We start from the raw sequence: 24,428 nt of genomic DNA, 5'->3' as shown, positions 1-24,428 counted from the left end.
ACAGCCGGCAGACGATGCGGCTGATTCCTATTGCACCTGCATCGGACTGTTCACGACCTCTCCGGCAAGGACGGGGTGTCGCTGCTGAAGCTTCGTCAGCGTGCTGTCGCGGGCATCAACGATCCGAAACGTGTACGGCGCCCCAAAACTCACGCGCCGGGGTACGGTAAGAACCAACCGGCCGAGATACTGGATACGGCCGGCCTCCACGGAAAACCTGACATCCAGATCTCCTCCGATCGCGGACAACCCTTCGTGCCGGAACGTCTTGACGAGATAGGTCCCAACGGGAAGGCGGGCGACAAAGGTGCGCTCTACCCTCGGCTTGGCATCCAGTTGATACCGCCTGGCATAGGGATGTGATGTGCCCTCCAGGTCCGTCAATTCAACCCGTACGATCTGGAATTCATAGGTGAAGCCCTCCGCGTTGCGACCGAACGAGCGGTTCCACCAGGAATCCGGCGGATCATCCTCGGCTTCCACCAGCACGGACCCGACCACGACGCCCCACCCCGGCGCCGGCGGTTGGATTGGTTTGTCCGTCATGTCGAGGGAGGTCGTCGAGCAGCCGGCCAGCAGGAGTATGCCGATTGCCGTTTGTATCCATAGTGGTCGTCGCCTGCTTGTGAATAGAACGGACATCGTCAAATCTTCCGATATTGCGGACGCAACCAATACAGACAGCTGACCTTACGGGTCTCTGTGCATTTCCCCTCTTTCTTCAGAGCCGCATTGTACGTATTCCACCGCGACAGATCGAGGGGAAGATGTCACCTTGACAGTGAACCGGATTCGAGCTACATCCAACCGTGCCGAACGCACCGAAATCACGACCATTCTCCGACGAAGACTGATGATGAATCGGTTCCGCGCGGGAGGGCGGTTCCACAACCTGCTGGCCGCGGTGCCTCTTACGGCCGCGGCGCTCGTGGCCGGATGCACGGCGGCCGACCAGCATATGATGCCCACGCCGATGCTGTACAAGGACCCCCGCATCGAACTCTCTCACCTTGTGCCCCTGGCCCTTCGTTCGCCTGAACTGCCGGTGTTCTATGCGACCAATCGCAAGCCGGTGTCAGCGGGATCGGCCGGACACTACTCCGCGACAGAAAGTGAGACCGTCACGCTGGGGGTTGCCGACGTGAAGCTGGGCAAGCCGGGTTGGGATTGGAATCAGTTGGTCGCATCAGACCTGACCGACCGGATCGACAAGCCCCGTCCGGCACGCGTGCACCAAGTGCGGGAGTTCGGATCGCTGCGCGGGGATGGCGAACTCACGGAATCCGAACGGGCGTTCGTGGCGGCCATCGACGAGCATCTGGCGCTGACCAGAAACCAAGACCTGACGCTGTACGTCCACGGATACCGTGTCACCTTCGATGAGGTTTCCGTCCTGATGGCGTCGTTCGCCAGATATCTCGGCCATTCTGCGACAATATCGTTCCAGTGGCCCACCAATCTGTATTTCTGGAACTATCTCACCGACTGCCCCCGCGCCCTCAAGTACATTCCCCACATCGAACGATTGATCGAGCTGGCGACGCACACGCGGGCGGTGCGGCTGAACCTGGTGGCCTACAGTTGCGGCTCCCCGATGCTGGCCGAGGCGCTCGTGCGTCTGCGAGGCCGGTATCCGGACGAGGGTCAGAATGAATTGCAGAGACGCTTCCGCATCGGCAACGTGATCTTCGCGGCATCAGACCTTGACGTGAAAACCTTCGCTCGCGACGGCTTTCCCTCCATCAGGCAGTTGGCGACCCAGATCATCGTCTATGTATCGCGGAATGACGAAGCCCTGGCCTTTTCGGCGTTCCTGGCCAGAACGTCGCGCGTGGGACGGCCCGACGTCAAAGAACTCACGCGAGAGGAACTCGATGCTTTTGCAGCAGATTCGACGTTTGAGGTCATCGATGTGACGGATGTGAACGGCGCCCACGAACTCCACGGCATGAAGGGACACGGCTATTGGTTTGCCAATGACTGGGTCTCCAGCGACGTCACGATTTCGATGCGGTATCCGGTCCCCGCACAACATCGGTGTCTGAAACCGGGTTCAGGACACAATGTCTGGCTGCTGCCTGACGACTATCAGGACTGCCTGGTCAAGCGCCTGCTCGAAACGTACCCGGTTCTCAGGCCGGCTTCTCCGCCATGAGAACATGCCCGACGAAACGGCTGAGTCCAAGAATTCTACGGCATCAGGCTCACGGGGCCGTGTCGTGACGAGACATCTTCCGGCTACGCGCCGCTATGAAGCGCGCAATGAGTGAGGACACACACATGGCCAGCGCCGCCAGGTATATCCGCATGTTTGAATACGGCATGATATTGCTCCGACATCACCCCTCAGAGATGAATCATGGTAACCATTCAACATTAAAGAGACATGAGCGCAGTTCACGCGGCAATCGCCTCGTATTGCGGATTACAGCCGTATGCGTAGGACTGCTGGCCGCGCTCGTGTCCGCCTGCGCGTCACCGAAGGTGGGCTATGACTACGATCGCGGCGCCGATTTCACCGCCTACCGAACCTACGAATGGATGCCGGATTCCCGCAGCCCGGCGGGAGACAAACGGATCGACAATGACTTGGTCGATGCCCGTATTCGCGCCGCCGTCGACGGGCAGCTGCGGCAGAAGGGTTATACCAACCCGGCGGCCGGGCGGCCGGATTTTTACGTGTCGTATCAGGCGGCCGTAACGGACATGATGAAGGGGGCATCGACTCAACGCTATATCGGCGACCGGGCATCCGGCCTCTATACCACCGTCAGCGACGTTCATCCCTACAAAGACGGAGCGCTCCTGGTCGACATCGTCGACGGAGCAACGCAAAAGTTGGTCTGGCAAGGTACCGCGTCAGCCGAGATTGATCCGGCATTGACGGCGAGGGAGCGGGATGAGCGGATCGCCCGCGTGGTCAAAGCCATGTTCGATCACTTTCCACCCTAATGACCGGAGGACCGCGTGGCTCGAAGGAATTTTCTTCACTATTGTCTGATCATATGGTCGCTATCGGGGTGCGCATCCTACAAGGTCGGGTACGACTATGACCGCTCCGTGGATTTCCACTCGTATCGGACCTACGAGTGGATGCGGGACCAACAGGAGAAGACCGGCGACCGCCGCGTGGACAGTTCGAGCACCGACATCCGGGTTCGCACGGCGATTGCCGCGCAACTCGGCCTGAAGGGCTATGCGGCCTCCACCGCCGGCCGCCCGGATTTTCTTGTCGCCTACTATATTCAAGTGAAGGAAGGCCCCGCGGATCAGTCGCAGCAGTATTTTTCGGACGGCATGGCGGGCAAACCCTTCGTCCATTCGGTCGACACCAGAAACCCGAGCGGGAAGCCGAAGGCCGAGCCTGAGGCACCATCCTATGCAGCAGGCACGCTGCTGGTGGATATTATCGACGCCTCATCGAAGAAACTCGCGTGGCGGGGAACGGCGGCCGGCACGGTCGACCCGAGTTTGAGTTCCCAGGAGCGGGACGAACGGATCCGAATAATCCTTCGAGACGTGCTGTCGAACTTTCCTCCCAAGAAATGAACAGCCACAGTCACTCGGCCAAGCTGGTCTCCATCAGTTTCATGGCGACCAGGAGATTCGCATGCGCCCACACCAGCGGAGTGTGATCGTTGGGGACGTAGCGACCGCGCGAAAGATAGTATGCTTCCGGACACCGAAACGCCGGAATACCCGGCAATGGTTCGGTCAGTTGCCCCAGAGCCCGATTGAAATAGTGCGTCTGAGCCACAAAATCTGCCGGCTTTCGCGTGCGCTGGAAGCGCCGTCCGTAGACGGCGGACATGATGGAGTCGAACAGACACCACTGGGCCTCTTCGCCCGGCGACAGCAGGGCGTTCCGCGCTTCGACCGTGTCGCTAAAATCGACCGTGCGTTCAGAAGGACTCAACTTTTCTTTGTAGTCAGCGGCCCAATAGGAATCTCCGGCGTACCGTTTGATACCGTAGGGGCCTTCGAGACGTTCGGCGATGTCGGCAAGAATTCGCTTACCCATCGCCTGCCCGACGACGTCGAGCGGATACACGAGAAACAGAAGCGCCGCGTCGGTACGACGCTTCTTGGTCTTCTGAATACATTCGTGCGGCAAGATCCTTCGTAGCTGCGTTCGTCCGCGGTCTTCGAGCACCCGAAGCTCGGCATCCGATAACCCCGCCGCCTCGCGCCGGTTCGGGCCGGTCGCCAGCAACTCCCGAAGCTTGGCCAACCCCGCAACCACCGTGCCGATGCTGGACGCTTCGATTTTTCGTTCCTCTTCCCAATGACCGCAGTCCTCGTCCGTCCAGTAGCGGATGGCACGGAAGTAGCGGGCAAACATTCCGAGCACGCTCACGTCCGAGGAAGTCGGTTTCAGCAGTCCCCGGCAGGCCAACAGACAATACATCCACACGAAGTAACCCAGTGCGTCGTTCTGCGCGTGGGCCCAAATTTCCCGCGACTCGCGCAACGTGGCTCCATCGAATCGCACATGTGGTTGGGACATGATGTCGGCCGGTGCGGCATCGCCGTCGATGACGTCCTCAAAGCGGTGCCGGTGCCGCGAAAAGAATTCCATGAGAGCCGAGAGACAGCGGGCGGCGGCCCGTGCGTCGCCATGCACGTACAGCGCGTGACTCACATGAACGTTGTCCCTCACCCAGACGTGATGATAACCGCTGTGTCGGTTCGAGCGATCCACGATGGCTGCGGGAAACAGGTGCGTGCGCAGGGGCTTGAAGGTGAAGACCCCCTGCCGTTCCAGAAACCGTCGGAGTCGCTTCAAGCTTGACGGGTCATATCGATCGAGCATGTACCGCAGCAGCGTGCCGTTCTGCACGACGATCGGGGGCATGATTCATCTCCAAATGAATGAGGCAATCGAATGCCTCGGAATCTACCGTGAGTCCGAACCGACATCAAGATGCAGGAATGCGCGTGAACCGGCGATGAAAAGGAGAGAGACTGCCGTTACTTGGTCAATGTCCTCACGTACACAAGAACGTCCCGCGCCTGCTCGTCGGAGAGGAGATTCTTCCAGGCGGGCATGTTGGGTTTTCCGTCATGAATGGTCTTGAGCAGTTCTCCGTCCGACTTGGCCGCTGTCCGCCTGGACGTGAGATCCGCCGGATCAGGGCCGAGCAGCTTGTAGCCGTTTCCCTTTCCTTCGGCTCCATGGCAGCCGGCGCAATTGCGCTCGAAAAGGACTTTGCCCTTCGCTACGTCCCCATGACCGGCGCCGGATTGCGCCGTCGCCGGGGGAAGCACCCACCAGATCCAAGCAGCGAGGAAGCCATAGACAGCCATCCGATCTTTCATCGTGGGGGCCTCATGCCTCACAGGCTCGTGAGGTCTCTGGCTATGGCATGTATCGACTACCGCGCCCGCGGGGCAGTAGATGCATCGCCGTCTGGAATCTGCAGTGTAATGGTGGTCGCGTGCCCGTCGGCTGCGAGCTGGGCGGCAATCTTGTCGCCGGTCTTGAGCCGCGCCGCCGCACCCTCGATTTTTGTGTCCGCCGTGACACGCATCCGTACTTCATGCCCGGATATTTCTCGAACGACCAATTCTTCCCCTTCCCAATACAGCACATCTCCTTTCACGACGTCGTTGATCGTCGTTTGAGAAACGGGTTGTGCCTGTACCGTCGTCACGGCCGCAAGCAGAAGCAGGAATGCATAGACTATAGGCATAGTGTCCCCATCGATCCTGTCTATGCTCACAGACTAAAACCACCTCCTCTCCTTGTCAATTGTGCCTACAACCACCCCCCTGGACACGGCCATTACGATGGACGATTTCAGCAAGACGCAGGATTGCGGGCCGAACATCCCGTCAACGTGCGCCGGCGAAGCATCCGTTTTTTGGTTTTGCTTTTGCTTCACCCAATGGCTTAGACTTTTCACTGAAACCTGAAGAGGCGTTCGCGTGGGATTCCTCATTTCCTCAGATCGGTCTGCAGATCTCGCGCAATGCTCCCCTGCGAGTTCTCCTGTTCACCCCCCGCTTGTGCAGTGTCTCGATATTCCCTCATTGCGGCGTACCAAGCAGGAGGAACCGCCGCTATCCATCGTCCGCCAACATCCAAAGGAGGCCGAGTCATGAGACATACCGGATTGGGAATCGCGGCAGCTCTGTTGGGATTGGTCGCATTCGCCTCGCCCGCACTCGCGGGAGAGACATCCGCCACAATGGAAAAGATGAAGGGCGAGGCCAAGGCGACGACCGAGGAGGTCAAGGGACAAACGAAAGGCGCCGTGGAGGACGCCAAAGGCAACAAGATGAGTGCGGAAGCGGAACGGGCCAAGGGCAACGCCAAAGGCAGCATGGAACGGGCCAAGGGCGAGGCCAACGCGATGAAGGAAAAGTCGAAGTAGCCATCGTCACGCAATCGCCGTTATCGCCGGGAACCTCCTATTGTTTTATTACAGTTCCCGGCGATTCGTCACTCCACGCACACCCCGTATGCGCCCGATGAGTCTCATGATCGTTCATTGGTTGAAAGGCCCGGCGGCAGACATGTTCCGCGCTGGCCGGTCGCTGTTTACTCCAGGGTTTCTGATTGCGTGTCTGCTATCCGTATGGACCGCCTGCTTGCCTTTCCCTGCCTGTGCCGTCCCGATGGTGAACGACCCCAAAGGCTTTGAAGGCATTCCCTGGGGAGCGGCCTTTTCCGAGACGCCTGAATTTCTCCTTGTCGAGAACGGCGCACACATCAAGGGTTACGAGCTCCAGCAGGGCCCACCGGACCTCGGCACCGCGAAAGTGGACTCCATGCGGTTTCTGACCTTCGACGGGCAGTTCGCTCGGGTTGTCATTCGCTATCACGGACAAGAAACTCATGAACGGATCGTCTCGTACTTTCAATCCCTCTATGGACCGTTGGATCGGACGCCCGGTCAAATTTCAAAAGGCCCGGTCCAGCAGCTCAACTGGCAGGGGGACGACAGCGAGATCATCCTCACGTATGAGGGCATGAAGGACCGCGGCATCATTTTCTTCGAGCACCGCCCCTCTGCCTTGAAGTTTTCCGAGGGACAGATGGCTCCGGAACAGGACCTCGGCGGCGCGACTTACTGATGACCGAGCCGGTGCCTCCTTCCATGGACGATCGGCCTGCGATCGGTCACTGCTTCCTTCTTGGCTTTCGAGGCACGGAAATTCCGCCATGGCTCAGGCAGTTTGCCGGCACGCACGGACTCGGTGGAGTCATCCTTTTCGACTTCAACTGTCAAACCAAAACCTACGACAATAACATCCGCAATCCCGAGCAGGTCCGGGATCTGTGCGCCGAAATCTCCGCCCTGCCATCAGGACCGCTGCTCTTCGTCGATCAGGAAGGCGGCCGGGTACGTCGCCTGAAGGATGAACAAGGCTTCGCTCCGCTTCCCAGCCAGCAGACGTTCAGCCGGCTGCCTCCGGAAGAGAAACGCCGGTTGATCGGCGACAGTTTCCAGGAGCTGGCCCGCCTCGGATTTCATTACAACCTGGCACCAGTCATCGATTTGAACTTCAATCCGTTGAATCCGGACATCGGAGCCGTCGAACGGTCCTATTCCATCGAACCTGCCATCGTTCGCGACAACGTACGAATTCTCGATGCCGCCGCAAAGGCGGCAGGAATCGGCCTGAGCCTCAAGCATTTCCCCGGCTTGGGAGGAGCGACCGTCAACAGCCATCGCGAACTCACCGACCTCTCAGACACGATTTCCGATGACCAACTGGAGCTCTTCTATCAATTCGGTGAGTCCATATCTGGAGAAAGTATCGTGGTCAGTCACGGCATCGTCCGACAGTGGGAGGAAGGCACCCCCGTCTCCATGTCTCCGATCGCCATAGCCAAGCTTCGTCAACGTCTGCCGCGCGCCCTCCTTATCTCGGACGATCTTCACATGCAGGGCCTCCAAAAGAAGTACCAGACCGGGGAAGCCTGCGCCGTGGGATTGAGAGCCGGATTAGACATGCTCTGTATCGGAAACAATTTGATGCCGGAAGACGAGTTGGTCTTGTCCTATGCCAAAGCGATCTGCCGGCAAATGCGAACCGACGCATTCCTCGCAGATCAAGTTCGGCTGGCCGTCGCGCGCGTTGCCAAGGCAAAGAGACGGTTCAACCGAACCTGATTGTCCTGAGACCTTCTTCGCCCAAACGCTGAAACGCGCGGCAGTCACGCCGGGACGAACGGCCTGTCGCCCGCCAGTTCCACAACGCGGACGAGATAGCGGGTCATGTCGAGGATCGGTCCCTCTACCGCAAGCTCGGCCGGCCGATGCGAAGAGGACCTGGTTTTTTGCTGTAAAGCCGCTGCCTCGCTTGCCCACCCGTCTGCCAACCATGCTTCGTAGGGTACGAAAGTCGCGGCTCCCCGCACAGCCGGCCGGCGCCGGGCATGTCCGCTATTGATGGGAGTCAGGACCGTGCGGCTACCGTATCGTGCGACCAGGGACTCGGCATCGACCACCAGCACCACCTGCGGTCGTACACCGCAAGCGGTCCGTTGCCGATTCAGCCGCGCATGGTCCGGCCAAAAATAGACATGTGCATTGATCAGCCTGTACCAGTCGGCGGGAGTCATTCCAACAAGACATCTGGCCAATGCCTCTGGGGGCATCGGCCGTTGATCCCGGAGTTCATAGCCTCCCGCAAGGACGACGTGCCGCTTCCGCTGTTCTCCGAGCAGGTGCGCTCGCTCCCGCCCCTTGATCCCTGAACGGTCGACCAATACCTGGGCGGGAAGCAGGCCGTATCGCTGGATTGAGGGCCAATTCGCAGCTTCGGCCAGGTGGTAGACATGGCGAGGGAGCCTCCTGGCCATCGTTCTACTCTTCACGCGGCACACGATTCCGAGAACCCGCTCGCCCCGGCAGTTTCAAGACGGGCTGGCAATTCCATTTCCTTCGGCGTACCCTGACAGCTCGCGCGAACATCGCTCATGAGCGTACGACTCTCCGCTGAATCGAAACCACCGTCTCCAAATGCACGCGTCACCGCCCTGTATCACGCCGGCGGTTCGGAGACCGAGGCTCGGGCCACGGCCGAACTGATTTGCCTGGATCAGACCGTCGAAGCCAGTGACGAAATCCTGACGGCTGAATTACGGCATCGGATCGTGGGCCGGCTCGAAGACTTCCAACCTCGACCGACCGGCGGCTATGAAGTCCGGATCAGTTACGCCGCCGACCTGATCGGACGGCATCTCACTGATCTGCTAAATCTCTTGTTCGGCACAAGCAGCCTGCGCCCCGGCGTGCGGCTGATCTCGTGGGAGCTTCCCGATTCCATCCTGCCGCAATGGCGAGGCCCACGATTCGGTATGGCGGGCCTCAGGGAACTGACCGGGATTCGGGACCGTTCACTGGTCTGCGCCGTGCTGAAACCGCTCGGTCGCTCACCGCGGGAGTTGGCGGATCTGGCAACGGAATTCGTGCTGGGCGGCGCAGACTTGATCAAAGACGACCAGGGTCTGGTCGATCAACCGTTCTGTCCGTTCGACGAGCGCGTCGCACGATGCGCCGATGCGGTGTCCACCGCCGCGGCGAAACGAGGCCGGCCGTGTCCCTATTTGGTCCACGTCAGCGGTCCTCTCGACGTCATGAGAACGCGCGCCGCGCTTGCCAAAAAACGGGGCGCCGGAGGGCTGCTGGTGGCGCCGGGGCTGACCGGATTCGACGCGCTCCGCTTCCTGGCTGAGGATGAGACGCTTGCGCTGCCCATCGCGAGCCACCCCGCGCTGCTGGGCAGTTACACGATCCATCGGGATCACGGAATCGCCCCTGCAGCCCTCTATGGTCAGCTCCCTCGTCTCGCCGGCGCGGATCTGTCCATCTATCCCGGTTATCGTACCGGCTATGCGATGACGAGAGACGACTGTGCAGCGTTGGCGCGGGCGTGCCGGACAGCCTGGGAACACGTGCGTCCCATGGCTCCGACGGCGGCCGGACGGATCGGCACGCCGGACATCGCTGAATTCACGACGTTCTACGGCCGGGACGTCGTATTTATTCTCGGCAGCCGGATTCAAGCCGACCCTCTCGGTCTCGCGGCCGCAACGGAGCGATTCGTTCGAGAGCTCCATCGATGCGCTGACGCGTGACGGATCGGCTCCCGCGCGTCTCCGATGTCGAAGTATGGAGGCCAACCCTCTCCTTGCTGACGGCAGCATGCCCCCCGGGTGCCCGATTATTTTCGCTCCGGAAGCGGTTCGGAAGCCGGTTTGTCCTTCAAGCTTGGTTTGGCCGCCTGCTCCAGTTTGCATTCTCCTTCTTCGCAGGTTGTGGACTTGGCATCATGTTTCTGGTGACACGTGGCCTTGTCCTCCGCGCTGATGGCCGCCTCCATGCATTTTTTCAGTTCTTGCTTGGCGGCATCGAAGCATTGCCGGCACAGACTTTCCGCATGACCGGTGGAAACACTGACCAGCAGGAGAACTGCCGGCAACGCCAATCGTTTCATGACCGTTTCCTCTCGTAATACATTGGACGGCAGGTTATCGGTTCACCCGTCGTATGAGACAGACCGACAAGGTGATCGACAGAGCGAACAACATCAACAGGACGACGACCGTCAACGTCCGATGAATCAGCGGGGAGAACTTGGTCCACTCCTCTCCCGCGGCGTATCCGAGACCGATGAAACTGGCAGACCATACCAATGCCCCCGCATAGGCGAACCTGGCGAACACGCCTGGAGAAAGCTTTGCGGCACCGAACAGGAGGGCGGCCAGATGCCGGATGCCGGGAATGAAATAGGCAACGAGGAGGGAATACTTTCCCCAACGTTCGACCCATCGCCGGGAAGCGGTCAGGTGCTCCGGCTTCATATGGATCAGATGGCCGAACTTTTCGATGGCCGGAAGACCGACGAACCGCCCGATCGCATAACTGAGACTGATTCCTGCCACACTGCCGAGGAACGCCGCAATGAAGGCGGGTTCGATCCGCAAGGTACCCTTCGCACTCAAATAACCGGCGAACACCAAGAGCGTTTCATCCGACACCGGAAGACCCAGCACACCCAGCATCAGTAGAATGAACAGACCTCCGTATCCGTACTGCTCAATCCAATGAAGCCCGGTTTCCATGGCGCAGGATGCTTCTCCCGGGATTCTATTTCCCGACATCGGACAATTTCACCGGTGATTTCAGCTCCTCCCCCTCCTGCGTCAGAATAAAGACGAGAATCTTGGCCGTCTCCTCCCGGCTGGCATTCCTCAGCACCACGTGAGCTTGCCCCGGAGGTTCATACCAGCTTTGCCCGGCTGTGTACGTCACCGGCTTTTCTCCTTCCAATTGACTCACCACCGCCCCCTCCAGGACATATGCGAACACTGAACCTGGATGTTGATGCGCATCGGATGCCGTTCCCGGTGCGTACTGGACGGTCAACACCGTCGCCACCTTTCCCGGTAGGTCCGGCAGGTCTTGCCGAATGAGCATCGATGTGGGACTTCCTGCAAACAGGGCCGACGGGATTACCAGTGCCAAAACGAGAACCGCCAGAATCGTGACCCCGGGGACCGGACGTTCAGGAGTTGACTCAACAGTGATCATCATATGTCGTCCTCATAGAGCTGAAGGTTGGCATGTGCATGGCTCCGATGGGAGCCGTAACGATTGCGGTGTAGATCCCGGCCTGCCCTCTACGGTCATCGCTCTTGGTTGAGCTTACGGCTGTCGCGACCCTCCATGGGGTCTGGGTAATCGACCGACAGAACGAGCGGGCAGGCTACTTTGTGCGATGTCCTGTGTCAACAACCGGCAGGCATTGGTCGAACACGAAGATCCGGCGGAGACGGCCTATGAGAACGTTCTCCATGGCCTTCACCAGTGGCCACGAATGGACGGGACAACTTGGCCTGGAAAGGGGAATCGTAGAAAAATCAAGCAAGACAGCATGACCTTTCGGGCATCGGCTCTGCATGCTGGCTCTGTGAGGTCATTGCAATTCCGCAGTCGATCGCCAGAGAGGAATCATTATGGTCATCCGCCAACAACCCCGCTTCCCGGTTTCCTTTTTCGGCACACTCGGATATCAAAACCGCCTGCACCAAATTACCAAGTCCTTCGATCTGTCACGAAAAGGCTGCCGGCTCGAAAGTCCTTTTGAAGCGTATGCCGGAATGAAGGTCAATCTCCTGCTGTCGCTTCCGGAAGGCGATTCTCCGATCCTCATTGAGCAAGCGGTCGTGCGGTGGTGTGGCGTCCGCGACATGGGGCTCGAATTTCAGTCACTCTCCTCGCCTCACCGTGAGCGGTTGGACCGGACTCTCCAGCGCTTCGAAACCACCGTGGGTAACGAGTACCCCTGTCCTCCCTCCACCAACACCATGTGATCGACTCGATGCTGCCGGTCTCGCCGCCTCTCCCATCCATACATAAACAACGACCTTGAGCAGGAACCGCCGTCAGGGAGAGGCTCCATGCTTGCGCATTCTGTTTCTGGACAGAACAGACTGTCACGCTTTGCAACCCCGCAAGAATAGGGCGTTCTTAGCGATCACGATGCAGCAGCTCGACCTTCCTTTCTCCATCCGTGCCTGAGTCAGCCGGAAAACACTTGAGCTAACTCCTCACTGGCTCGTGCGTTTTTGCCATTCTCCTGGCTGGCAAACGACTTGCGGGAATAGTCAAACAATGGCGCACACTATGAACCGAGGAGGACACAATGAATAGGTTGTTCTATGTGATGATTGCGGCCATCGCAGCGGTGGCAGTCAATATGACCGGCTTGCCTCAAGCCGGAGCCGGTGAGTCTCTCCCCATCAGGGAGGGATCGACCGTCACGCTGCTGTATCAAATCACAGTACCGGGCAATGAGGAGTTTGAGGTCAGAGACCTGAGCCAATTTGTCCAGGGACGGCATCAAATGTTGCCGGCACTGGAAAAAGCCATGGCCGGCATGAAGCGCGGGGACAAAGCGCAAATCGACCTGACACCTGATCAGGGGTTTGGGCAGTATGATCCGCGGAAGAAAACCGTCGTATCAGCCAACGAGCTACCGGAAGGCACGAAACCAGGCGACGTCCTGGAAGATCAGTCGGGACGACATGCTACGGTGACACAGCTGTCCGAGTCTGGGGCGGTGGTCGATTTCAACCATCCGCTAGCCGGCAAGCCGCTGAACGTCACACTGACGGTCTTGGAGGTCGACAATCCGTCGTGAGGTGGACCGAGAATCAAACCGCCGGAGTGCGTGCGTGAAACCGGCATTCCGGCGGCACTCCCCGCCCAAAACCAATACGCGTTAGATCATCAATGAGTCCAGATCCTGCCTCGGGTGGATTCAAATGGGTAAACATGAATCATCCATCCACCCGCCTGAGAGACGAATTGCCCGCCGGCCTCACGGCATTCCGATTCCAGAACAATCGTTCCCTTGAAGCCGAATGAACGGCGGCTCATGCGGTTCCTGCTGCCGTCCGGAGCCAGGCATATATTGATATGGGCGTGCCATTGGGCAATGCTCAGCGGGATTCGCCGGTTCAACTGATCTTCGTCCATATCCTTTGGCGCGGTATACATCGCACCCTCCAACTCATACCCCTCCCCGTTCTTTTTATAGAGAAGCGCTGTCGGTTCGGCTGCATCAAAGGCGCTTCTGGCCCGTTGGCGATGATCCCTATTGGCAAAATGGTAATGCTTCGCCGTTCGCTCGGGGTGCAGGAGCACAAAGCCGTCGCTCTCGGCCACCCGGTAGTCCCGGTATTTTTCGATCGCACTACGCAACACTTGTACGATCTGATCGGCACGTCGCTCATCCCCGGATTCGACCGGCCGTAGGGACGTCCATCTCATATGGGGACCAAGATGCCGCTGATGGGGAACCATCGCATCCACGGATCCAGCCATGTGGTCCAAGGGAATCTCCGCATAAAGGGAACAGGGAGCGATCATCAAAAGGCCGATGCTGGCGGCCACGGCAGGCCGCCCTCCCGGCACACGGTTCAGTCTTCGGACCGGTTGCCCGACATCGCTCCTTGACCGAGTTTTCAGAGTCCCCATGGATATATCCGTCATGATGAACGGGCTTACACGATGCGAAGTTTCCGTCTGGCCGGCATCCCTCCTGCCGAGCCGCTGTTCCGTTCCTGGTAAAAACCTACGCTCGGGATCAATGAGCGTCAAGACTCTCTCAAGCCTGCAACCGTTCTCAATTCCCTTCACCTCTGTGGCATGAATGACCCGGTCTTTCCACTTTCCAACGGTGAAAGTACGAAATCATTAGGAAACATATGTATAGTTTGCCCTTAATCACTGGCATCAGCTCTGCATCGGCAGCCGATTCATTGAATCGTCATCATCATGACAATAATTAATACGGTATTATGCAGCTGCCGCTGCAGAAAGGCATGTGTCGCACCTTGAGAATAGAACCTCGATTCCCTGTCGCGTTTACCGGAACGGTTTCCTACCAGGACTACCCCCACCTCATCACCAAATCATTGGACCTTTCCCGTGCGGGCTGCCGTCTTGAAAGCCCATTACAGCTCTCTGCCGGGATGAAAGTGAACCTCCTTCTGTGCTTCTTGGAGGGCAGCACCCTGATTTTGATCGAACAGGCCGTGGTCAGGTGGTGTCACGCACGCCAAATCGGCGTCGAATTTCAGGCGGTCTCGACGACTTATCAAACGAAGTTGAACCGCACCTTGCAGCGGCTGACGAGGAGAGCCAGTTAAGCCCTGTGCGCCGGTTCAGTAGCCGATCGCCCTGGGAGCTTGAAGTCGATCGAGACAATCGCGCCAGAGGGTAGAGGGTTTGCGATCGAAAATACCGGCCGCGTCGGGGGCGAGTACGGCCCATGCCCCTTGATGCATTTCATAAGCCAATTGCCCCGGAGCCCATCCGGCGGATCCGGCAAAAGCCTTGAACGTCTCGGTCGGTTTGGGCTGCCTGATGACACGCTCCAGTATCTCAGGCGTGCCTCCTACATATACCCCGTCGAATACTGACCGCGCATAGGCCTGAGGCTCTTTCAGACGAAACAGCATGAGCAGTTGAGCCGGTTGCACCGGACCGCCTGCAAACAACTGGTAGCGCGTTCCCTTGAGAGCCGCGATGTCGGGCAGGACTTCGGAGAGCAGAACTTCGGTCGGACGGTTCAGAATGACTCCCAGCGTCCCTTCTTCACCATGTTCGACGATGAGGACGACCGACTCCCGAAAATTCGGATCCCCGAGCGTCGGACTGGCTACCAGGAGAACGCCCCTCTTGACGGACGACGGACCAAAAGTCCCGTCCGCATCGGCCTGCGCCGCAAACAGAACGGCCGACAGCGCCCAGGCGACCATTCCCCCAGCGGTCGCTCCCCGCGTGAGAGCGAGAGCTACCGACGACCGAAGTGTTGAAATGGAGAGGGGCATGATCACGACCCCTGATGTCGAAAGTGCCTGGAAGGGATGCGACGGGCTCAGGCTACGATGCACGGAATGCGGCTGTCAACTCGCGAAGGGAATGGTTCGCCACGATTCCATGACCGGCATAGACGCTACGACGCGCACGGCCTTGATCGGCTCAAGACCCTGCCTCTGTGTTAAGCTGGTCATGATCGTATAAGAGGACAGGGATGTTGACCTGGTACGGCCGACTTGGATTCCAGTTCTGGCTCTGTCCTGTCATCGCCGCCCTTGTCGCCCTCGAATCGCCCGTTTCCGCCGCCACGACGATCTACACCTATACCGACGATTCCGGCACGCAGAACTTCACCACCGAGTCGAGCTCGATTCCGGAAAAGTACCAGAGCCGGGTCACCCAGCTCGATCTCGGCTCCGTCTCAAATCCGCCGGTCGTACCGGCCGCGCAACGGCCCCCTTCCGAGAATGTCCGCGTGGTGACGGCAAGCGGTGAATACCGCATGGGAGATCACGATACAAAAAGTGACGCAACCCGCCTGGCGGTCGAAGCGGCCAAGCGGCAGGCGCTTGAACAGGTGGCGACCTATCTGGAAAGCATCACCGAGGTGACGGGGATGGAACTCACCAGGGACGAAATCCGCACGTACACAGCCGGAATCGTCATGGTCGTCGATCAAAAGATCAGCACCGCTCTCGATGGAGACACCATTGTCATCCGAGCCGATTTGACCGCCCAAGTCGACCCGGATGAAGTGGCGCAAGCCATCATGGCCCTTCACGAAAATGAGAGCGCGAAGACCGAACTCCTTGCGCTGCGGTCGGAAACGGACCAGTTGCGCCAGCAACTGGACGCCGCGAATCAGATCCTGGCCGCGGCCGTCTCACCCGAAGAAGTGCAGCAGGTAAGCCGTCAACGGGAGGACCTGTTGAACCAAATCCAGGCCAATGCGCTGGTGTCTCAAGCTTGGACTGATTGGGTGTATGTGACGCCGGGAGTCTATCCGTCTCCGTCGATCGGCCTGCAGCAGGTCCGCGGACTGCTGGTGCAAGCACAACGCCTTCAACCGCACAATCGCCACCTTCCCACGGTGCAACAGGTGATCGCAGCTCAATCGGCCGGCTTGCCCCCCGCACCTCCTGCTGCGACTTTTTCGGCACCGTCCTCCGGCTCATTGCTCGTTCCCCCGGCGCCCACACCCGCACCGACTTCTCCATCCTTTCCCTCGGCGGCGGCCGGCACGAACGCCATGCGGCCTCCGATCCCGACACAAGCGCTTCCTCCTGCCTCTTCCAATGCCGTGACCAATGCCCAAATGCATCGGGGGCCGTCGCTTGCTCCCTTGCCGCCGTTGCCGTCCCCGTTGCCTCCCACGCTCCAGCAAATTCACCCTCCGCATATGGCGCAACCCAATCCTCCGATCCTCCGTGCTCCGTACACCGTCCCTCACCAACACCATCAGGGGGGACGCGCGTTCGGGCGGGCCGGCGGCGGCGGCGGTCACAGCGGGGGACATCGTTAGCCCAGGCCGGATGTCGTGGCGGATCGAGGCGGTCACCTGCCGAACGTTATTGGCAATCGCACAGCAGCTCTGCTAAGAAGATCGCCATGGGATACGTTGATGACAATCTCCTGCCGGGCGAGCGAGTGCATTACCGCGCGCGTCTGCATTGGAAACTCTTCGTCGGTCCCGTCCTGCTGACGATCCTCGGCCTCGCCTTCGTCGGGCTGGCGATCAATCAGGGATTCGACCCTTACTGGTCGCTCCTCATCCTGGTCATTCCCGCCGGCACCGTGCTTTCAGCCTACCTGACCTGGCGCTGCTCCGAATTTGCCGTGAGCGACAAGCGCGTCTTGATCAAAACCGGCATCGTGGGGCGTCACACCCTCGAAACGCTTCTCACCAAAGTCGAGAACATCGGCGTCGAGCAAACGCTCTGGGGCCGCCTTTTCAATTTCGGCACGATCTACGTGACGGGCACCGGATCCACGAGGGAAACCTTCGCCGGAATCCACGCACCGCTCGAATTCCGCAAAGCCATCGAAGCGGCGGCCGTCGCCTTTGAGGAACGGCGGCCCGGCGGGCGACCCCAGGCCTGACCAGCTTACAGATCATCGCCACAGGCGATTTCGGACCGCGCCGCCCTTCCCACTAGCATGATCAACCTGGGCGACCGCCGTCCAGTGCCCGATCCAAATTGAACGCGGCGCTGATCAAGGCGATGTGCGTGAAGGCTTGAGGAAAATTGCCGAGTGCCTCTCCGCTCTCGCCGATTTCTTCGGCATACAGGCCGACATGGTTCGCGTGCCCCAGCATCCGTTCGAATAGCTGCCTGGCCTCCGCCAGTTTACATGGATCGAAACGTCCGGCCCTGGTCAGCGCCTCCACGAGCCAGAACGAACACATGGTGAAGGTTCCTTCCCGTCCTTGGAGGCCGTCGCTTCCCGTCTCGCTGTCATACCGATACACGAGACCGTCGGAGACCAGCCCTCCGTCTTTCGGAGAACGATTGATCGCCTTCAACGTGCTCAGCATGCGGGGATCGTTGGGCGCCATGAAAAACACCAGCGGCATGATGAGATTCGACGCATCGAGTGCCTCGCCGTCATAATGCTGGACGAATGCCTCGCGTTTTCGGCTCCAGCCTTTCGACATGATTTCTTCGTAGATCTGGTCTCGAGCCTGCATCCACCGTTCCTGGTCTGCGGGAAACGACCGTTTGCCGGCCAGTCGCAGGCCTCGATCCATGGCCACCCAGCACATCAGCTTCGAATAGACGAAATGCCGCCGGCCGCCGCGGACTTCCCAAATCCCCTCGTCGGGTTGCTGCCAGTTGTCACAGAGCCAATTGAGACGCCGACGAATGCGCAGCCAGGCATCGAAACCGATCGGCATGACGTACTTGTTGTACAGATAGAGACAGTCGAACAGCTCGCCGTAGATATCCAACTGCAGCTGCTGGTAGGCCCCGTTGCCGATCCTCACGGGCCGCGAACCCCGATAGCCGTCGAGGTGACCCAGGACCTCCTCCTTGAGATCATGTCGTCCGTCGATGCCGTAGACGATTTGGAGCGACCCGTCGGCTTCGACCTCGCCAGCCCTGGCTTCGAGCCATCGCATGAAGGCATGAGCTTCCTCGGTGAACCCGATCCGGAGCAATCCATAGAGCGTGAAGGCGGCGTCGCGCATCCAGGTATAGCGGTAGTCCCAGTTCCGCCCTCCGCCGATCGATTCGGGCAGGCTGCACGTCGGCGCCGCCACGATCGCTCCCGTCGGTTCGTAGGTCATCAACTTGAGCGTCAACGCGGAGCGATAGACCATTTCGCGCCAGCGTCCGGTATAGGTACACTTTGAAAGCCACCCATGCCAGTAGTCCACCGTATGGTCGAAGATCTGCTGTGTTTCGGCGGCGGAAGGGCCTCGCCGGCAGGCTTCGCCGGCTTGCAGCCGATGCAGCACGAAGACCGCTTCCTGTCCTTCTTGGAGAACGAACGTCGAAACCGCCGCGTCGCCGACCGCCTGAAGGGGCACGCTGCTCGACAAGCCGAGGGAGAGCGGCGCTCCCTCGAAGACGGCGCCGTGTGTCCCGATCGCCGTTCGGTGAGCCGCGCGCGCATAGTCCAGCGCAGGTTGACACGTCATCTTGAAAGCCAGCGACCCGCGCGTCACTTTCACGCGACGGACCAACTGATCATGCCAGGGTGATTCCGTCGGCAAGCCGGTCGGCATGAAATCTTCGATCTCTCCGACGCCGTCGGGCGAGAGAAAGCGGGTGACCAGGACGTTGGTTTCCGACCAATAAAACTGCTTGGTCCGCGCGGCCGGATCATTCGGGGCAATCTCGAACCGTCCACCCTTTCCGTCGTCCAAGAGGGCGGCAAACACGCTTGGCGAATCGAATGCCGGAATACAGAGCCAATCGATGGATCCGTTCAGGCTGATGAGAGCCGCCGTACGCATGTTTCCGATAATGCCGTAGTGCTCGATCGGTAAATAGGCCATGTGACGATTCGACTCCTTGTGCGTTCGATCGATTCGTTCGTCTCCGTACCCATCGTGGACTGCCGGGAAACGCAATAGCAAGCCCGGATTCTCGTCGGAGGCGGGAAGCGAGGCATGGATTCCCTCTCCGGCGATTCGGGGTATAGTGGGGCCATGGCCGCCAGACCGAACCGGCGCTCCTTTCATAAAGCTCAGGGGAGACGAACCGGTCTTCGAAGGAGGCTCGCACGGATCCGGCGCTTCCTACAGGCGCGATGGAACGAGTTTCAGTTGATGCGGGCGGCCCTGGCGGCCGCCCCGTTCCCGTTCCGGCTGATCGTGGGAGGACTCCTGCTCCTCTTGATCTGGTCCACGGTAAATTGGACCTACCACGCGATCCACAAACCGACCGAACTGTTCTTTCCGCTGGACGATACCCTGGATAAGAATCCCGCCGATACGTGGCGGCAATACAAGTCCCTCTTCGTCAAACATTCCACGTCCATCATCACGCCGGAACTTCTTGCAGCCCTGGCGCAATTGGAGAGCGGGGGCAACCCCGTGGCCCGCACGTACTGGCGATGGCGTCTGACATGGAATCCGCTGGGCGTGTATCGGCCGGCATCGAGCGCCGTCGGGCTCTATCAGATCACCGACGGAACGTTCCAGGAGGCGAAACGCTATTGCATCCACAACCACCAGGTCGTCGAAGAAGGGCCATGGCACGATCTCCGTTCGTGCTGGTTCAACGAGTTCTACATGCGCGTATGGCCGACTCACGCGGTCGAGATGACCGCGGCGCTCCTGGACCGTCGCGTGACTCAAATTCTCGGCGCCAGACGCTTCGCCGCGGTATCGTTGCGGAGAAAGCAGGAACTGGCCGCGGTGATCCATCTCTGCGGAGCCGGAGCGGGCCGCGAATTCGTCGCTCGAGGATTCCGGTTGACGTCCAGACAGCGGTGCGGCGATCATGACGTTCGCCACTACGTGGCTCGCGTTTCGATCTTGATGCGCGAGTTCGCAAAGCTCGCGGCCGGCACGGCCGCATGAAGTCCGTAAGAAGATTCCCCGCCGCCGCGAACCGCAGGACCCCGACTCCAGGCTCAACCGCTTGATCTTGCACTGCTAGGGGCGCATGCTCAACGCATGCAGCTTGCCGGCTGGCCTTTAGTGGGTGTTCTCCTGTCCGCCGGATTTTCCGGATGGGAGCCGGCTTCGTCTCCGCCCGTTCACCCTGCGTCTTCAACCGGCCAACTCACCGGAGACGAGCTGCTGCGGATCGGAGAAATCCACGACCATCAGCATCATTTCCGCGAAACGCTGACGTATTACCACCTTGCCCTGGCGCAATTCCGAAAAGCCAAGCAGCCCGGGGGCATCGCGGCATCATTGGTCAAGATTGCATTGGTGCATGAGCGACAAGGCAAGTTGCAGGAAGCCTATGCCGAACTCCAGGAGGCCACCTCTCTCTATGCGCGGACGGCCGATCGTCCGGCCCAGGCCAGCGCCTGGCTCGCCATGGGGCGGATCGCCGCCGGACTGGGCCAGACCGATGTCGCCCGGGATGCTCTGCGACAGGCGGCCGCACTCTTCGACCGTGCAAAAGACCGTCGAGGAACAACCGACGCCGCGATTCGGCTGGGCCTGCTGGAAGTGGCCGACGGCCAGGTAGAACCGGGATTGGCGCTGTTGCGGCGCGCATTGGCGGATGCACATGCCAGGCAGGATTCATCCCAGCAACTTTCGGCAACCGTCGCGCTGGGCGACGCCCGATGGCTCCTCGATCAGGAATCGGAAGCCAGATCCCAGTACGAAGCGGGCCTCGAATTGGCGCGAACGGAGCGCGACATGGCCATGGAAGCCTCCCTTCGCCTCAAACTTGCCTACATGGATGACGCGAGCGGCCGGGTGAAAGAGGCGATCGAATCGAGCAAGCAGGCGATTTTTCTGTCTCAGACCCTCCGCGATCCGCTCACGGAAGCGAAAGCCCTGTCGCTCCTGAGCGGGCTCTATCGTCAAACGGGAGAATCGGCGGAAGCGGACGCGGCCGAACAGCGTGCCCTGTCGATCTACCGTCACCGCCAGCTCTTCGTGCACGGGGCCAAGTAACATTCAGCTCACGAGCTGGACCATTCTTCCGGAACCCAAGCGGGTAGCTTCCTGAGCTCCTTTCCTCGCGTCAGGCTATTTAGTCTGCACTGATCGATCGACATTCACGCCGGTCCTTTTGAAATGCGCCAGAAGTTCATCGCGGGTAGCCACTCGCGCCCTATGGGCAAGCGCTTGCACCTGACCGACGTCCATCCGTATGCCGTCGCTTACAACGAAAACATCTCTTCCCATCCGTTCAACTCTCACTCCCGAGGTCAACCTGGCACGTTGCCGCCACGCTCCGACTAGCTCACTGACCACTCGAGCAAATTCCACGGCGTCTTGCTCCGTATCCCAACTCGTTAACCAGGCCACCTCTCGGGAGTTTCCACACGTCGCCGCAATCCAGCGGTCCCCGTCCCATCCTTCCCAAGTCTGTTGGTCAGTTGTTGGATCGAAGCTCCGTAGCCACAAGGAGAGCGTGAGCTCGCCCATTGTGTCTTGAAAGCTCAGTCGACAGCCCCGTGTGGCGAGGGCTTCCGCGAAACTGGATAGATCGATCGCCTCAAATGGGCTCCTCCCACTTGTTCCAATATGGATGACTTGTTCCGTCGATGCCGGTGGCGACTTCATCCCATTTCGACCCTCATGATGAGCGAATCGGTATCCATACGTGTAAGGAAACATAATGCGCTCTCGAACCAGAAAGTGTGCATCACTCAGTGGTTCCGCCTCACTCTCCTTCGAGAGACGAATCACATCATCCGGATCTCTAGGGCGTCCCATGAACCCCACGGACTGTGCCGACCAAAGATTGGCATCGCCCTCTGTGGCCGCTTGGAGCGCAACAGCAGCGTCCTCTTGCTCCTGCCATATCTGTTCCTTTGGTTCGAAGACGCCAGGGTAGTGCTGATGCTGGAGCGCATGGATGATTTCGTGAGCCAGCGTCACGTCATGGCTAAGATCACCCTGGGCGTTGAGATAAATGCCTCCGGCTGCAGATCGAGCCGGCTCATTGACTACATACAATGTTTGCGTTCGAGGCAGGTACAGGCCTCCGACTGAACGAGACAGAAGGTCAATGTGTTCGTATGGGTCCTCCGCTTCCCCGATGTCAAATCCCATGGCGCTATACCCGTCTTGCTTCGCCGCCCATATCTGCGACTGTTTCGTCTCGATGGCGGCTCGTCCAAATATCTCCCGCAAAGCATGACGATCAACGACCTCGACTGACAGCGGACGGCTGACGGACAATCCTGATGCATAGCTCGAACGCTCGATGGCGTCGTGAATTCGGTACTCATTAAGCTTGGAATTTTGAATCAGCTGCGGGTGGGAGCATGCGGGGAAGCATAAGCACACGACAGCCAATCGCATACCATTCGCCAACGAAGCCAATACTGCGTTCCTATTCGTTGTCCAGAATCCAGACCTCCGACCGGCAACTTCACAGACAGTTCCACTTCCGAAGTTGTGGTTACGCGACCGAGCGAGGCTTATGTCGTCGGAACATTGCATGGCAGACCTCAGCTGCACCTCGAAGGAGATTTAGCTTAGCCAGACTGTCAAGCAAGCCATATACCACGGAACACATTTGCCACTGCCGTGGATTGCTGCTACAGCACAACCTCATCATTTCTTGATGATTGAATGGAAAAGCTGAAATAACGAATTCAGAGATAGGAGCACGACGCGGCTTCTTGGCCCTACTCAAAGAGGATTCAGGTGTGAACTACAATCGGTACAGGCATGTCGGTTATCAGTCCTGAAATCTTGTGACTCTCCAGGCAATCGTCATGGCCAGCAACAACAGGCATGAGGCAAGGACGAACGGCGCCCCGGGAAAATGCCAACGCGCCGCCGGATTGATGAAGTACGCGAACGTTTGCGTGAACAAGCTTGGCCCGATCAGGCCGGCGATGCCGATCAAGCTCGCAATGGCCCCTTGCAGCCGTCCCTGTTCCATGTGACTGACTCTCCGGGTCATGAGAGACTGCATCGCGGGGCCGGCCAGTCCCCAGAACGACATGATCGGAATGCCGAGACAGTACACCCAGCCGTGCGGCGCCAATGCATAGATGGAAAATCCCAGTGCTCCGCAGAATAACCCGGTGCGGACGGTCCTCGGCTCACCATATGCCCGCGTAACCGGCCCCACGAGAACGCCCTGCACGATCATGGCGGAAATTCCGACGGCGGCAAGCGTCAGCCCTACCGCGGTACTGTCCCATCCGAACTTGTAGCCCAGATACAGAACCGTGACGCTCGGCAGCACGACGTGCGCGAGGCTCATCAGGAACTCGGCTATCGCAAGTCCGAAGAGTTCACGGTGAGATCGGAGCAGTACCAGTGCACCGATCGGATTCGCCCTCGACCAGGAAAATGCGCGGCGATGCTCCGGGGCCAGCGATTCGGGCAGGACGAAATACCCATAGCAGGCATTGAGGAGACTCGTCGCCGCCGCTCCCCAGAACGGCAGACGCGGATCGACGGCGCCCAGGAGTCCGCCGACCGCGGGACCCAGGACGAATCCAAGACCGAACGCCACTCCCATCTTGCCGAAAGCGGCTGCCCGTTGTTCGGCTCCGGTGACATCCGCGATATAGGCCCCCGCGGTACTGAAGCTGGACGAGGCCATACCCGATAGGACCCGACCGACGAAGAGCCATGTGATATCGGGCGCCAGCGCCATCAGAACGTAGTCCAGCCCCAAGCCGGCGTTCGACAGGAGAACCACCGGACGCCGCCCAAATCGATCGGAGAGCGCGCCTTGAATCGGCGAACAGACAAACTGCATGAATGCCCATGCCGTCGCCATCAATCCGAAGATCTCCGCCGCGCGGGCCGTATCACCCGACATGAATCGTTCCACCAGCACGGGCAGCACCGGAATGATGACGCCGAATGAAAGAACATCCAGCAGAACGGTGATGAGGATAAAGACTACTGCGGCGGGTCTGGCCCCTGTCGTCATGGATGGCGATGGCATGGCGCGGGCCGGCGTCGAG

26 protein-coding genes are annotated in these 24,428 nt (G+C 59.5%); 14 read left to right on the top strand and 12 right to left on the bottom strand.

All coding sequences use genetic code 11. From position 1 onward, the window contains the following. Window positions 1-27 precede the first annotated feature (27 nt). On the bottom strand, window positions 28-546 hold the full coding sequence (locus tag NSJP_RS12695; RefSeq protein WP_080887252.1) for a hypothetical protein: 519 nt from the start codon (window positions 544-546) through the stop codon (window positions 28-30). Window positions 547-853: 307 nt separating this feature from the next. Here NSJP_RS12695 and NSJP_RS12690 point away from each other — a divergent pair, with 307 nt between their 5' ends. The 3 genes from NSJP_RS12690 (at window position 854) to NSJP_RS12680 (ending at window position 3,549) form a co-directional block, all read left to right on the top strand. Then, complete coding sequence (locus tag NSJP_RS12690; RefSeq protein ID WP_080887251.1) at window positions 854-2,155, top strand: alpha/beta hydrolase; 1,302 nt, start codon at window positions 854-856, stop codon at window positions 2,153-2,155. A gap of 125 nt (window positions 2,156-2,280) precedes the next feature. Beyond that, window positions 2,281-2,952, top strand: coding sequence for a DUF4136 domain-containing protein (locus NSJP_RS12685; protein WP_172834325.1), 672 nt, complete (start codon window positions 2,281-2,283; stop codon window positions 2,950-2,952). A gap of 15 nt (window positions 2,953-2,967) precedes the next feature. Continuing rightward, entirely contained in the window at window positions 2,968-3,549 is a 582-nt protein-coding gene (locus NSJP_RS12680; RefSeq protein ID WP_080887249.1) for a DUF4136 domain-containing protein, read from the top strand. A gap of 10 nt (window positions 3,550-3,559) precedes the next feature. Here the strand turns inward: NSJP_RS12680 and NSJP_RS12675 are convergent, their stop codons facing one another. The 3 genes from NSJP_RS12675 to NSJP_RS12665 form a co-directional block, all read right to left on the bottom strand. Beyond that, window positions 3,560-4,855, bottom strand: a complete 1,296-nt coding sequence (locus NSJP_RS12675; protein WP_080887248.1) for a glycoside hydrolase family 15 protein — start codon at window positions 4,853-4,855, stop codon at window positions 3,560-3,562. A gap of 116 nt (window positions 4,856-4,971) precedes the next feature. Further along, the gene (locus NSJP_RS12670; protein WP_080887247.1) at window positions 4,972-5,319 is read right to left on the bottom strand and encodes a c-type cytochrome; all 348 of its coding nucleotides are present in this window, start codon (window positions 5,317-5,319) and stop codon (window positions 4,972-4,974) included. A 56-nt stretch (window positions 5,320-5,375) separates the two neighbouring features. Further along, window positions 5,376-5,693 (bottom strand): hypothetical protein, encoded by a 318-nt coding sequence (locus NSJP_RS12665; RefSeq protein ID WP_080887246.1) that lies wholly within the window; start codon window positions 5,691-5,693, stop codon window positions 5,376-5,378. A 408-nt stretch (window positions 5,694-6,101) separates the two neighbouring features. Here NSJP_RS12665 and NSJP_RS12655 point away from each other — a divergent pair, with 408 nt between their 5' ends. The 3 genes from NSJP_RS12655 (at window position 6,102) to NSJP_RS12645 (ending at window position 8,123) form a co-directional block, all read left to right on the top strand. Further along, the gene (locus NSJP_RS12655) at window positions 6,102-6,377 is read left to right on the top strand and encodes a hypothetical protein (RefSeq protein ID WP_080887244.1); all 276 of its coding nucleotides are present in this window, start codon (window positions 6,102-6,104) and stop codon (window positions 6,375-6,377) included. A gap of 106 nt (window positions 6,378-6,483) precedes the next feature. Beyond that, the gene (locus NSJP_RS12650) at window positions 6,484-7,080 is read left to right on the top strand and encodes a hypothetical protein (RefSeq protein WP_080887243.1); all 597 of its coding nucleotides are present in this window, start codon (window positions 6,484-6,486) and stop codon (window positions 7,078-7,080) included. Window positions 7,081-7,103: 23 nt separating this feature from the next. After that, the gene (locus NSJP_RS12645) at window positions 7,104-8,123 is read left to right on the top strand and encodes a glycoside hydrolase family 3 N-terminal domain-containing protein (protein ID WP_080888588.1); all 1,020 of its coding nucleotides are present in this window, start codon (window positions 7,104-7,106) and stop codon (window positions 8,121-8,123) included. Between the two features lie 44 nt (window positions 8,124-8,167). Here the strand turns inward: NSJP_RS12645 and NSJP_RS12640 are convergent, their stop codons facing one another. Then, the gene (locus NSJP_RS12640) at window positions 8,168-8,815 is read right to left on the bottom strand and encodes a DUF7002 family protein (protein ID WP_080887242.1); all 648 of its coding nucleotides are present in this window, start codon (window positions 8,813-8,815) and stop codon (window positions 8,168-8,170) included. A 117-nt stretch (window positions 8,816-8,932) separates the two neighbouring features. Here NSJP_RS12640 and NSJP_RS12635 point away from each other — a divergent pair, with 117 nt between their 5' ends. Next, the gene (locus NSJP_RS12635) at window positions 8,933-10,093 is read left to right on the top strand and encodes a RuBisCO large subunit C-terminal-like domain-containing protein (protein WP_080887241.1); all 1,161 of its coding nucleotides are present in this window, start codon (window positions 8,933-8,935) and stop codon (window positions 10,091-10,093) included. Between the two features lie 86 nt (window positions 10,094-10,179). Here NSJP_RS12635 and NSJP_RS12630 read toward each other — a convergent pair whose 3' ends face one another. From NSJP_RS12630 to NSJP_RS12620, 3 genes are read right to left on the bottom strand one after another with little or no spacing between them, the layout of a single operon-like run. Then, window positions 10,180-10,452, bottom strand: coding sequence for a hypothetical protein (locus NSJP_RS12630; protein WP_080887240.1), 273 nt, complete (start codon window positions 10,450-10,452; stop codon window positions 10,180-10,182). 34 nt (window positions 10,453-10,486) lie between these two features. Then, complete coding sequence (locus NSJP_RS12625) at window positions 10,487-11,080, bottom strand: DedA family protein (protein ID WP_172834324.1); 594 nt, start codon at window positions 11,078-11,080, stop codon at window positions 10,487-10,489. 25 nt (window positions 11,081-11,105) lie between these two features. Beyond that, window positions 11,106-11,552 (bottom strand): cupin domain-containing protein, encoded by a 447-nt coding sequence (locus NSJP_RS12620; protein WP_155970161.1) that lies wholly within the window; start codon window positions 11,550-11,552, stop codon window positions 11,106-11,108. 422 nt (window positions 11,553-11,974) lie between these two features. Between NSJP_RS12620 and NSJP_RS12615 the strand changes: the two genes are divergently transcribed. Further along, window positions 11,975-12,331: a PilZ domain-containing protein gene (locus tag NSJP_RS12615; RefSeq protein WP_080887238.1), complete on the top strand. Its 357-nt coding sequence runs from the start codon at window positions 11,975-11,977 to the stop codon at window positions 12,329-12,331. A gap of 332 nt (window positions 12,332-12,663) precedes the next feature. Then, complete coding sequence (locus NSJP_RS12610) at window positions 12,664-13,161, top strand: FKBP-type peptidyl-prolyl cis-trans isomerase (protein WP_080887237.1); 498 nt, start codon at window positions 12,664-12,666, stop codon at window positions 13,159-13,161. Window positions 13,162-13,250: 89 nt separating this feature from the next. Here the strand turns inward: NSJP_RS12610 and NSJP_RS12605 are convergent, their stop codons facing one another. Continuing rightward, window positions 13,251-13,916: a hypothetical protein gene (locus tag NSJP_RS12605; RefSeq protein ID WP_172834323.1), complete on the bottom strand. Its 666-nt coding sequence runs from the start codon at window positions 13,914-13,916 to the stop codon at window positions 13,251-13,253. Window positions 13,917-14,347: 431 nt separating this feature from the next. On the opposite strand from NSJP_RS12605, the gene NSJP_RS12600 reads away from it, so the two are divergent. Beyond that, a complete protein-coding gene (locus tag NSJP_RS12600) occupies window positions 14,348-14,674 on the top strand; it encodes a PilZ domain-containing protein (RefSeq protein ID WP_172834322.1) in 327 nt (108 codons plus the stop codon). A 15-nt stretch (window positions 14,675-14,689) separates the two neighbouring features. Here NSJP_RS12600 and NSJP_RS12595 read toward each other — a convergent pair whose 3' ends face one another. Beyond that, window positions 14,690-15,286, bottom strand: coding sequence for a YqgE/AlgH family protein (locus tag NSJP_RS12595; protein ID WP_231989379.1), 597 nt, complete (start codon window positions 15,284-15,286; stop codon window positions 14,690-14,692). A gap of 275 nt (window positions 15,287-15,561) precedes the next feature. On the opposite strand from NSJP_RS12595, the gene NSJP_RS12585 reads away from it, so the two are divergent. Together NSJP_RS12585 and NSJP_RS12580 are read left to right on the top strand one after the other, a co-directional pair. Continuing rightward, a complete protein-coding gene (locus NSJP_RS12585; protein WP_080887232.1) occupies window positions 15,562-16,869 on the top strand; it encodes a hypothetical protein in 1,308 nt (435 codons plus the stop codon). An 86-nt stretch (window positions 16,870-16,955) separates the two neighbouring features. Continuing rightward, on the top strand, window positions 16,956-17,447 hold the full coding sequence (locus NSJP_RS12580; RefSeq protein ID WP_080887231.1) for a PH domain-containing protein: 492 nt from the start codon (window positions 16,956-16,958) through the stop codon (window positions 17,445-17,447). Window positions 17,448-17,508: 61 nt separating this feature from the next. Here the strand turns inward: NSJP_RS12580 and NSJP_RS12575 are convergent, their stop codons facing one another. Beyond that, complete coding sequence (locus NSJP_RS12575) at window positions 17,509-19,350, bottom strand: glycoside hydrolase family 15 protein (protein ID WP_080887230.1); 1,842 nt, start codon at window positions 19,348-19,350, stop codon at window positions 17,509-17,511. Between the two features lie 114 nt (window positions 19,351-19,464). Here NSJP_RS12575 and NSJP_RS12570 point away from each other — a divergent pair, with 114 nt between their 5' ends. Both NSJP_RS12570 and NSJP_RS12565 read left to right on the top strand, forming a co-directional pair. After that, a complete protein-coding gene (locus NSJP_RS12570) occupies window positions 19,465-20,379 on the top strand; it encodes a transglycosylase SLT domain-containing protein (RefSeq protein WP_231989378.1) in 915 nt (304 codons plus the stop codon). A gap of 96 nt (window positions 20,380-20,475) precedes the next feature. Then, entirely contained in the window at window positions 20,476-21,438 is a 963-nt protein-coding gene (locus tag NSJP_RS12565) for a tetratricopeptide repeat protein (protein ID WP_080887229.1), read from the top strand. A gap of 1,741 nt (window positions 21,439-23,179) precedes the next feature. On the opposite strand, the gene NSJP_RS12555 is transcribed toward NSJP_RS12565, so the two are convergent. Further along, window positions 23,180-24,409, bottom strand: a complete 1,230-nt coding sequence (locus NSJP_RS12555; RefSeq protein WP_080887227.1) for a TCR/Tet family MFS transporter — start codon at window positions 24,407-24,409, stop codon at window positions 23,180-23,182. Between the last annotated feature and the right edge of the window lie 19 nt (window positions 24,410-24,428).

This window comes from Nitrospira japonica, assembly GCF_900169565.1.
GTDB classification, from domain to species: domain Bacteria; phylum Nitrospirota; class Nitrospiria; order Nitrospirales; family Nitrospiraceae; genus Nitrospira_C; species Nitrospira_C japonica_A.
Note: the sequence above shows the minus strand (reverse complement) of the source record. Positions and strands in the feature narration are given on the sequence as shown.

Coding starts and splice junctions, on each gene's coding strand:
- NSJP_RS12695 (WP_080887252.1), bottom strand. CDS start 546: ATGACGGACAAACCAATCCAACCGCCGGCGCCGGGGTGGGGCGTCGTG.
- NSJP_RS12690 (WP_080887251.1), top strand. CDS start 854: ATGATGAATCGGTTCCGCGCGGGAGGGCGGTTCCACAACCTGCTGGCC.
- NSJP_RS12685 (WP_172834325.1), top strand. CDS start 2,281: ATGGCCAGCGCCGCCAGGTATATCCGCATGTTTGAATACGGCATGATA.
- NSJP_RS12675 (WP_080887248.1), bottom strand. CDS start 4,855: ATGCCCCCGATCGTCGTGCAGAACGGCACGCTGCTGCGGTACATGCTC.
- NSJP_RS12670 (WP_080887247.1), bottom strand. CDS start 5,319: ATGAAAGATCGGATGGCTGTCTATGGCTTCCTCGCTGCTTGGATCTGG.
- NSJP_RS12665 (WP_080887246.1), bottom strand. CDS start 5,693: ATGCCTATAGTCTATGCATTCCTGCTTCTGCTTGCGGCCGTGACGACG.
- NSJP_RS12655 (WP_080887244.1), top strand. CDS start 6,102: ATGAGACATACCGGATTGGGAATCGCGGCAGCTCTGTTGGGATTGGTC.
- NSJP_RS12650 (WP_080887243.1), top strand. CDS start 6,484: ATGATCGTTCATTGGTTGAAAGGCCCGGCGGCAGACATGTTCCGCGCT.
- NSJP_RS12645 (WP_080888588.1), top strand. CDS start 7,104: ATGGACGATCGGCCTGCGATCGGTCACTGCTTCCTTCTTGGCTTTCGA.
- NSJP_RS12640 (WP_080887242.1), bottom strand. CDS start 8,815: ATGGCCAGGAGGCTCCCTCGCCATGTCTACCACCTGGCCGAAGCTGCG.
- NSJP_RS12635 (WP_080887241.1), top strand. CDS start 8,933: ATGAGCGTACGACTCTCCGCTGAATCGAAACCACCGTCTCCAAATGCA.
- NSJP_RS12630 (WP_080887240.1), bottom strand. CDS start 10,452: ATGAAACGATTGGCGTTGCCGGCAGTTCTCCTGCTGGTCAGTGTTTCC.
- NSJP_RS12625 (WP_172834324.1), bottom strand. CDS start 11,080: ATGGAAACCGGGCTTCATTGGATTGAGCAGTACGGATACGGAGGTCTG.
- NSJP_RS12620 (WP_155970161.1), bottom strand. CDS start 11,552: ATGATGATCACTGTTGAGTCAACTCCTGAACGTCCGGTCCCCGGGGTC.
- NSJP_RS12615 (WP_080887238.1), top strand. CDS start 11,975: ATGGTCATCCGCCAACAACCCCGCTTCCCGGTTTCCTTTTTCGGCACA.
- NSJP_RS12610 (WP_080887237.1), top strand. CDS start 12,664: ATGAATAGGTTGTTCTATGTGATGATTGCGGCCATCGCAGCGGTGGCA.
- NSJP_RS12600 (WP_172834322.1), top strand. CDS start 14,348: ATGTGTCGCACCTTGAGAATAGAACCTCGATTCCCTGTCGCGTTTACC.
- NSJP_RS12595 (WP_231989379.1), bottom strand. CDS start 15,286: ATGGTCGCCTGGGCGCTGTCGGCCGTTCTGTTTGCGGCGCAGGCCGAT.
- NSJP_RS12585 (WP_080887232.1), top strand. CDS start 15,562: ATGTTGACCTGGTACGGCCGACTTGGATTCCAGTTCTGGCTCTGTCCT.
- NSJP_RS12580 (WP_080887231.1), top strand. CDS start 16,956: ATGGGATACGTTGATGACAATCTCCTGCCGGGCGAGCGAGTGCATTAC.
- NSJP_RS12575 (WP_080887230.1), bottom strand. CDS start 19,350: ATGGCCTATTTACCGATCGAGCACTACGGCATTATCGGAAACATGCGT.
- NSJP_RS12570 (WP_231989378.1), top strand. CDS start 19,465: ATGGATTCCCTCTCCGGCGATTCGGGGTATAGTGGGGCCATGGCCGCC.
- NSJP_RS12565 (WP_080887229.1), top strand. CDS start 20,476: ATGCAGCTTGCCGGCTGGCCTTTAGTGGGTGTTCTCCTGTCCGCCGGA.
- NSJP_RS12555 (WP_080887227.1), bottom strand. CDS start 24,409: ATGCCATCGCCATCCATGACGACAGGGGCCAGACCCGCCGCAGTAGTC.